Origin of the sequence: Ensifer adhaerens, from assembly GCF_013283195.1 — a bacterium.
GTDB lineage: Bacteria > Pseudomonadota > Alphaproteobacteria > Rhizobiales > Rhizobiaceae > Ensifer > Ensifer adhaerens_G.
In genome coordinates, this window is record NZ_JABEKT010000004.1 from 262,422 (window position 1) to 270,351 (window position 7,930).

The window sequence follows — 7,930 nt, forward strand, 5'->3', positions numbered from 1 at the left end:
CATGCGTCCTCTTGTCGTCATCGGCAACGTCAACGTCGATCTCATCCTCGGGCCGGCCGCTCCCTGGCCGAAGGCGGGTACAGAAATCATCGTCGACCATGACGAACTGCGCGTCGGCGGCTGTGCCGGCAACAGCGCGCTTGCTTGGGATTCGCTCGGCGTCGACTATGCGATTGCCGCAAACATCGGCAACGACCAGTTCGGCACCTGGCTAAAGGACGCCTTTGCCGAGCGCGCCAGCGGCTGGCCGGTCGAAAACGTCGGTACGACCCTGTCGGTCGGCATCACCCATCCGGACGGCGAACGCACCTTTTTCACCACCCGCGGGCACCTGCCGCTCTTCAGTTTCGACGAAGTCCGCGCCATGCTCGATGGCGAGCGCCTGCGTGGCGGCCTTGCGCTGCTTGCCGGTTCGTTCCTGACCGATGCGCTGACCGCTGCCTATGACGATGTCTTCGACTGGGCCGAGGCGCACGATATCGCCGTCGCGCTCGACACCGGCTGGCCGCTCGACGGCTGGACGGACACAAACTGTGCCGCGACGATCGGCTGGCTGAAACGCTGCCGGCTTGCGCTCTTCAACGAGGTCGAGACGACGACGCTGACCGGCATTGCCGATCCAGCGGACGCCGCCCGCGCACTGAAGACACATATGCCCGAAGACGCGATCGTCGTCGTCAAGCGCGGGCCAAACGGGGCATTGGCGCTTGGCTCGACCGGAGACATCGTCTCGGTCGCCGCGCCCTCGGTCAAAGTGATCGACACGATCGGCGCAGGCGACGTGTTCAACGCCGGCTTTCTTGCAGCCCTTGCCGCCGGTATGCCGCTCAAGGACTGCCTTCGCACCGGCGTCACCATAGCTTCCGAGGCGATCTCGACGCTGCCGCGCGCTTATGGAAACCCCTTATCCGCCTTTCTTCAGGAGACGACCGCATGAGCGCGCTTGAGATCCGCAACATTCACAAGCGCTACGGCGAAGTCGAGACGCTGAAAGGCATCGACATTGCGCTGGAAAGCGGCGAATTCCTAGTGCTGCTCGGCTCGTCGGGCTGCGGCAAGTCGACCCTGCTCAACATCATCGCCGGCCTTGCCGAGCCGACCGGTGGCGACATCCGTATCGGCACCCGCTCGATCGTCGGGGTACACCCCAAGGATCGCGACATCGCCATGGTGTTCCAATCCTACGCGCTCTACCCGAACATGAGCGTCGCCCGCAACATCGGCTTCGGCCTCGAAATGCGCAAAGTTCCGGCGGCCGATCGGGAAAAGGCCGTCACTGAGACCGCAAAACTGCTGCAGATCGAAAACCTGCTTCAGCGCAAGCCAAGCCAGCTCTCCGGCGGTCAACGCCAACGCGTCGCCATCGGTCGGGCGCTGGTGCGCAATCCGCAGGTGTTCCTTTTCGACGAACCGCTGTCTAACCTCGACGCCAAGCTGCGCATGGAGATGCGCACGGAGCTGAAGCGACTGCACCAGTTGCTGAAGACGACCGTGGTCTATGTCACCCACGACCAGATCGAGGCGATGACACTGGCCACCCGCATCGCCGTCATGCGCGACGGCCGCATCGAACAGCTCGGTACGCCGGAAGAGATCTATGACCGCCCGGCCACCCTCTATGTCGCCGGCTTCGTCGGCTCGCCGCCGATGAACATTTTCGAGGCCGCGGTCTCTGACGGCGGCTTGCGGGTGCAGGGCGGCGACGAGCCGATCGCCCTGCCGGCACGCTTCCACGGCAGAGTGCATACTGGCCAACGGGTCAAGGTCGGCATCCGCCCGGAGGCTCTGCGGCTGGCAACCGACGAGGCAAATGCACTGCGGCTGACCGCCCGCGTGGACGTGGTCGAACTGACCGGCCCGGAACTGGTGGCCACGGCGCGCATCGGCGGCGAGCGGATCACCGCTTGCCTGCCGCCGCGCACGCAGCTTGCAATCGACACCGAGCGGTCCTTTGCCTTCGACGAAGGCGCCTTGCATCTGTTCGACCCGGAAACCGGTCGATCGCTGCTCGCCTGTGACGCCGGGAGCAACCTGCGTGAAACAGCGGCCTGTGCATAGTCCGGGGCCCTGGCGTTACGATGTGAGGACTGCGATGAAGCCACTCAGCCATTTCTTTTCTGTTATCGACTACACCGCGTCCAGCGTGGACGACCAACCCGAGATCGCGGCCGAATTCGCCCGCATTTCCGAGACCACGGGCCGGATTGCAGCATTGGAGGCTGCATTTGAACGCCTGTCGACGAAAGGCGCGCGTCGAACCTTCCGGGCGATCGGCGAAGTCGGGCCGACATCGGCGGCCTCCCCTGCCAGGACCGGCGCTTAGCAAAAGGCGGTGGATGCTCTTCGCCGACACGCCCACCGGTTCATGAAGATCAGCCGGGACGAAATCTCTTAGCGTAAACTATCTCGTGCGTGGCAAGCAGCACGCTCTCGCCGTCCTCCGCCAGCCCCCTGATCACCTGCATCTCGCCATTTTTTGCCCTCCACTTATATTCCATTATAATAGATTTAAATCCTGAATAATGGATTGACGCCTGGAATGCCGACGGTCATAACTTGTCAAGGGCGAATGATGTAGCTTCGTCTTATGTAGCGCCCGACAGAAGGATTTGATGAGCGATGCCCGTGCCGATCGAAACCCCCGCCGTGCTGGTGGATATCGAGATTGCCAAGCGGAACATCCGCACGTTCCAGGCCTATGCGGATGCGCACGGCATCCGCGTCCGCCCGCATATCAAGACGCACAAGTTGCCACAGATGGCCGAGCTGCAGCTGGACGCCGGCGCGGTTGGCATCACCTGCCAGAAGGTGACCGAAGCCGAGGCGATGGTGGACGGCAGTGAGCGGATCACCGACGTGCTTATTACCTACAACATCCTGGGCGAGCCCAAGCTCAATCGCCTCGAAGGCCTCAACAATCGCATTGCGCTTGCCGTCGTCGCCGACAACGAAACCGTCATCGATGGTCTGTCCTCGCATTTCTCGGCCAAGGACAAGCCGCTCCGGGTGTTTGTCGAATGCAACACCGGCGCTGACCGGTGCGGGGTGCCATCACCGGCCGAAGCCGCGCGTCTGGCAAAGCGGATCAATGACGCCGCAGGTATAGAATTCGCGGGCTTGATGACCTATCCGCCGATTGCCGGCGAGGTGAAAGTCCAGGCCTACATGAGCGAGGCCAAGCGCCTGATCGAGGCCGAAGGCATCGCCGTGCCCTCAATCACATCAGGCGGCACACCCAGCATGATGCATGCCGCCGGCGCGCCGGTCGCGACCGAATACCGGCCCGGCACCTACATCTACAACGACCGCTCCCTCGTTTCGCGCGGGGTCGCCACCTGGGACGACTGTGCCCTCACCGTGCTCGCAACTGTCGTCTCGGTGCCCTCGGAACACCGCGCGATCATCGATGCCGGCAGCAAGGTGCTGACCGCCGACCTCCTGGGCCTGACGGGCTATGGCCATGTGCTTGGCCGCGACGACATCCGTATCGACCAGCTTTCTGAAGAACACGGCCGGCTGGTAAGCGACGGTCCGATCCGGCTCACGGTCGGAGAGCAGTTGCGGATCGTCCCGAACCATGCCTGCGTCGTCACCAACATGGTCGACGCCGTGCATATTGTCGAAGGCGACGAGCCCAAGGCCGTCTGGCCGATCGTCGCGCGCGGCCACGTACTCTAACCGCCTCGCATCAACCGGCGCGCAAAGACCGCCCGAATGACATCGGCAACGCTCAAGTCGCGACTTCCGGACCATGTTCGAGCCAGTCGCGTCTTCGAAGCCGCAATTTTGATGCACGCCTGAGAAAGCGCCATGCTATCCTCCCGCCGGCTCTCCAAACAGGGAAGATTGGCGGGCCGGATGGGCGTTGGGCAAACTGTTCCTAAAAAATGCTAAATAACGATAGGACATTTCCCGATGGCCACTTCCAGCATCATCAGTTTGCGTTGTTGCAGTCGATTAAATTGATAGTTTTATCTGGTAACCGATGGAGGTCGAGATGGGCTTTGGACGAATTACCGGAATTGTGGGACTGGCAATTGTAGTCGGAGGCCTGCAGCTTGGTGCTGCAAGTGTGGCTTTTGCCGACACGACGATCCTGAACGTGTCCTATGACCCGACACGTGAACTTTATAAGGACTTCAACGTCGCTTTCGCTGAAAAGTGGAAGGCGGACACCGGTGAAACGGTGACGATCCAGACGTCGCATGGCGGTTCGGGCAAACAGGCTCGCTCCGTGATCGACGGTCTGCAGGCCGATGTCGTGACCCTCGCACTTGAGGCCGATATCGACGCGATCGCCAAGGAAACCGGAAAGATCCCGGCGGACTGGAAGACCAAGTTCGAAAACAACAGCGCACCCTATACGTCGACGATCGTCTTCCTGGTGCGCAAGGGCAACCCGAAAGGCATCAAGGACTGGGGCGATCTGGTCAAGCCTGACATCCAGGTGATCACGCCGAACCCGAAGACCTCGGGCGGCGCCCGCTGGAACTTCCTGGCGGCCTGGGCCTATGCCCGCGCTGCAAATGGCGGCGACGATGGCAAGGCACAGGAATTCGTCACCGAGCTGTTCAAGCATGTGCCGGTGCTCGACACCGGTGCGCGTGGCTCGACCACGACATTCGTGCAGCGTGGCCTTGGCGACGTTCTGCTCGCCTGGGAAAACGAAGCCTATCTTTCGCTGGAGGAGCTGGGCCCCGATAATTTCGATATCGTCACGCCGTCGATCTCGATCAAGGCCGAGCCGCCGGTGGCACTTGTCGACGGTAACGTCGATGCCAAGGGCACGCGCAAGGTCGCCGAGGCCTATCTCGGTTACCTCTACAGCGATGCCGGCCAGAAGATCGCAGCCAAGCACTACTACCGTCCGTTCAAGCCGGCTGCTGCCGACCCCAAGGACGTCGCGCGGTTCGGTGATCTCAAGCTCGTGACGATCGAGGACTTTGGTGGCTGGAAGGAAGCGCAACCGAAGTACTTCGGCGACGGTGGCGTGTTCGACCAGATCTACAAGCCGGGCCAATAATCGACCCTGTTGAAGCAATGATGCAATCGGCCGGACCATCCGATCCGGCCGATTGTTTTGTCAGGCCCGCATGGGGATTGCGGGTATAATGGGAGCGCCTGGGTTTTCCTGAGGCGCATGGAAGAGGTGAGCTGGATTTGATAATGGGAGCGCCTGGGTTTTCCTGAGGCGCATGGAAGAGGTGAGCTGGATTTGAGAGAGCATGGCCACAAGAGCCGCCGGCGGTTTCGCCAACCGAGTGTGCTTCCCGGGTTCGGTCTGGCGCTCGGCGTCACGCTTTTCTGGCTGGTGCTGATCATTCTCATCCCGCTGTCGGGATTGATCTGGCGTTCGAGCAGCCTTGGCTGGTCGCAGTTCATGACGCTGGCGCTCGATACCCGGACGTTGAACGCGCTGAAGATCAGCTTCGGCACGGCCTTTGTCGCAGCCATCGTCAATCTGGTGTTCGGCGTCATCCTCGCCTGGGTGCTGGTGCGCTATCGTTTCCCCGGCAAAAGGGTGATCGACGCCATGGTCGACCTGCCGTTCGCGCTGCCGACGGCGGTCGCCGGCATTGCGCTGGCCACACTTTACGCTCCCAATGGCTGGATCGGCTCGCTCTTGGCCCCGCTCGGCATCAAGATCGCCTTTACCCCGGCCGGCATCGTCGTCGCCTTGATCTTCGTCGGCCTGCCCTTCGTCGTCCGCACCGTGCAGCCGATCATGGAAGAGATCGACAAGGAAGTGGAGGAGGCAGCCGCCACCCTTGGCGCCAGCCGCTTCCAGACAATCAGCCGGGTGCTGTTGCCGGGCTTGCTGCCGGCAGGCCTCACCGGCTTTGCGCTCGCCTTTGCCCGCGGCGTCGGCGAATACGGCTCGGTGATCTTCATCGCCGGCAACCTGCCCTATGTCTCCGAGATCGCGCCGCTCCTGATCGTCATCCGGCTGGAAGAGTTCAACTATCCCGCCGCCACCGCCATTGCCGCGGTGATGCTGATCATCTCCTTTGCCATGCTGCTTATCATCAACTCGATCCAGGCCTGGAGCCGGCGGAGATATGTCTATGTCGCCTGATGCCGCCATCGCCTCCCAGCACGTGCGTGCCGCCACCTCGGAAAGCCGCTTTGCGCGCCTCAGCCTGATCGTTGCAGCGCTCGCCTTCGTCGGCCTGTTCCTGCTTCTGCCGCTCGCCGCCGTCTTTACCGAGGCGCTGCGCAAGGGGCCGGCCGAGTTCTTCTCGGCGCTCGGCGATGCCGAGACCTTTTCCGCCATCCGGCTGACGCTGATCGTTGCTGCCATCGCCGTGCCGCTCAATCTCGTCTTCGGGGTTGCCGCCGCCTGGGCGATCGCCAAGTTCGAGTTCAAGGGCAAGGCCTTTTTGACGACGCTGATCGACCTGCCGTTCTCGGTCTCGCCGGTTATCTCCGGCCTGGTCTTCGTGCTGCTGTTCGGCTCGCACAGTCTCATCGGCCCCTGGCTGCAGAGCCACGGCATCCAGATCCTGTTTGCAGTGCCGGGGCTGGTGCTGGCGACCGTCTTCGTCACCTTCCCCTTCGTCGCCCGCGAACTGATCCCCTTGATGCAGGAACAGGGCACCAGCGACGAGGAGGCGGCCCTGTCTCTGGGCGCATCGGGCTGGCAGACCTTCTGGCATGTGACGCTGCCCAACATCAAATGGGGTCTGCTTTACGGCGTGCTTTTATGCAACGCCCGTGCCATGGGCGAGTTCGGCGCGGTGTCGGTGGTGTCGGGCCATATTCGCGGCCAGACCAACACCATGCCGTTGCAGGTGGAAATCCTCTATAATGAATATAACTTCGTCGCCGCCTTTGCGGTTGCGACGTTGCTGGCGCTGCTGGCGCTGGTCACCCTCGTCTTGAAAACGGCGCTCGAGCTTCGCTACAGCGCCGAGATCGCCGCCAGCCGCAGGCATTGAAAGGTCCGGATCGTCATGGAAGTCCGCGTTCAGAACATACGCAAGGAATTCGGCCGCTTTCCGGCGCTCGACAACGTCTCGCTCGACATCCGCTCGGGCGAGCTGATCGCGCTGCTCGGCCCCTCCGGCTCGGGCAAGACGACGCTGCTCAGGCTGGTGGCCGGTCTTGAAAGCCCGACCGACGGCACGATCTTCTTCGGCGACGACGATGCCTCGCAAAAGACCGTGCAGCAGCGCAACATCGGCTTCGTCTTCCAGCACTATGCCCTGTTCCGGCATATGACGGTGCTCGACAATGTCTCCTTCGGCCTCAAGGTGCGGCCATCCAATCGCCGGCCGCCGGCGGCCGAGATCCGCAGCCGAGCCCTCGACCTGCTCGATCTCGTCCAGCTCTCCGGCCTTGAGAAGCGCTATCCGGCGCAGCTGTCGGGCGGCCAGCGCCAGCGCGTAGCGCTCGCCCGCGCCATGGCGGTCGAACCCAATGTGCTTCTGCTCGACGAACCGTTTGGCGCGCTCGATGCGCAGGTCAGAAAAGAACTCCGGCGCTGGCTGCGCGAGATCCACGACCGCACCGGCCACACCACCATCTTCGTCACCCATGACCAGGAAGAGGCACTGGAACTCGCCGACCGGGTCGTGGTGATGAGCAAGGGCGCGATCGAACAGGTCGGCACCCCCGACGAGATCTACGACCATCCGGTCTCGCCGTTCGTCTTCGGCTTCATCGGCCAGTCGAATGCCTTGTCCGTCACGCTTCAAAACGGCGAGATCTGGTTTGAGGACCGGCCGATCGGCCTCAGAGCCCCGACCGAGCCCGATGGTCCGGCCACGCTCTACTTCCGCCCGCATGACATCGAGCTGATCGATGGCTGCGGCGGCTGTCTGGCCGGGCTCGTCACCGCCAGCCGCCGTGTTGCCGGCACTCGCCATCTCGAACTCGACCTCGGCCGTAACCACCCGCATGCCGAAATCGAACTGCCGCCAGAACGCAC

8 protein-coding genes are annotated in these 7,930 nt (G+C 62.7%); all 8 read left to right on the forward strand.

Translation table 11 applies throughout. The features are described 5' to 3' along the window. The first annotated feature begins 1 nt into the window (after position 1). Complete coding sequence (locus LPJGGPFB_RS27715) at positions 2-937, forward strand: PfkB family carbohydrate kinase (RefSeq protein ID WP_173423149.1); 936 nt, start codon at positions 2-4, stop codon at positions 935-937. Further along, positions 934-2,058 (forward strand): ABC transporter ATP-binding protein, encoded by a 1,125-nt coding sequence (locus LPJGGPFB_RS27720; RefSeq protein ID WP_173423150.1) that lies wholly within the window; start codon positions 934-936, stop codon positions 2,056-2,058. Before LPJGGPFB_RS27715 ends, LPJGGPFB_RS27720 begins: the two co-directional genes overlap by 4 nt. A 34-nt stretch (positions 2,059-2,092) precedes the next feature. After that, complete coding sequence (locus LPJGGPFB_RS27725) at positions 2,093-2,323, forward strand: hypothetical protein (protein ID WP_173423151.1); 231 nt, start codon at positions 2,093-2,095, stop codon at positions 2,321-2,323. A gap of 296 nt (positions 2,324-2,619) precedes the next feature. Continuing rightward, entirely contained in the window at positions 2,620-3,678 is a 1,059-nt protein-coding gene (locus LPJGGPFB_RS27730) for a D-TA family PLP-dependent enzyme (RefSeq protein ID WP_173423152.1), read from the forward strand. 307 nt (positions 3,679-3,985) lie between these two features. Beyond that, a complete protein-coding gene (locus LPJGGPFB_RS27735; protein ID WP_412728350.1) occupies positions 3,986-5,023 on the forward strand; it encodes a sulfate ABC transporter substrate-binding protein in 1,038 nt (345 codons plus the stop codon). Between the two features lie 192 nt (positions 5,024-5,215). Then, on the forward strand, positions 5,216-6,076 hold the full coding sequence (cysT, locus tag LPJGGPFB_RS27740; RefSeq protein ID WP_234903105.1) for a sulfate ABC transporter permease subunit CysT: 861 nt from the start codon (positions 5,216-5,218) through the stop codon (positions 6,074-6,076). Beyond that, positions 6,066-6,938, forward strand: coding sequence for a sulfate ABC transporter permease subunit CysW (gene cysW, locus LPJGGPFB_RS27745; RefSeq protein ID WP_173423154.1), 873 nt, complete (start codon positions 6,066-6,068; stop codon positions 6,936-6,938). Before cysT ends, cysW begins: the two co-directional genes overlap by 11 nt. 15 nt (positions 6,939-6,953) lie before the next feature. Further along, a partial coding sequence (locus LPJGGPFB_RS27750) for a sulfate/molybdate ABC transporter ATP-binding protein (RefSeq protein WP_173423155.1) occupies positions 6,954-7,930 on the forward strand: 977 nt, incomplete at its 3' end.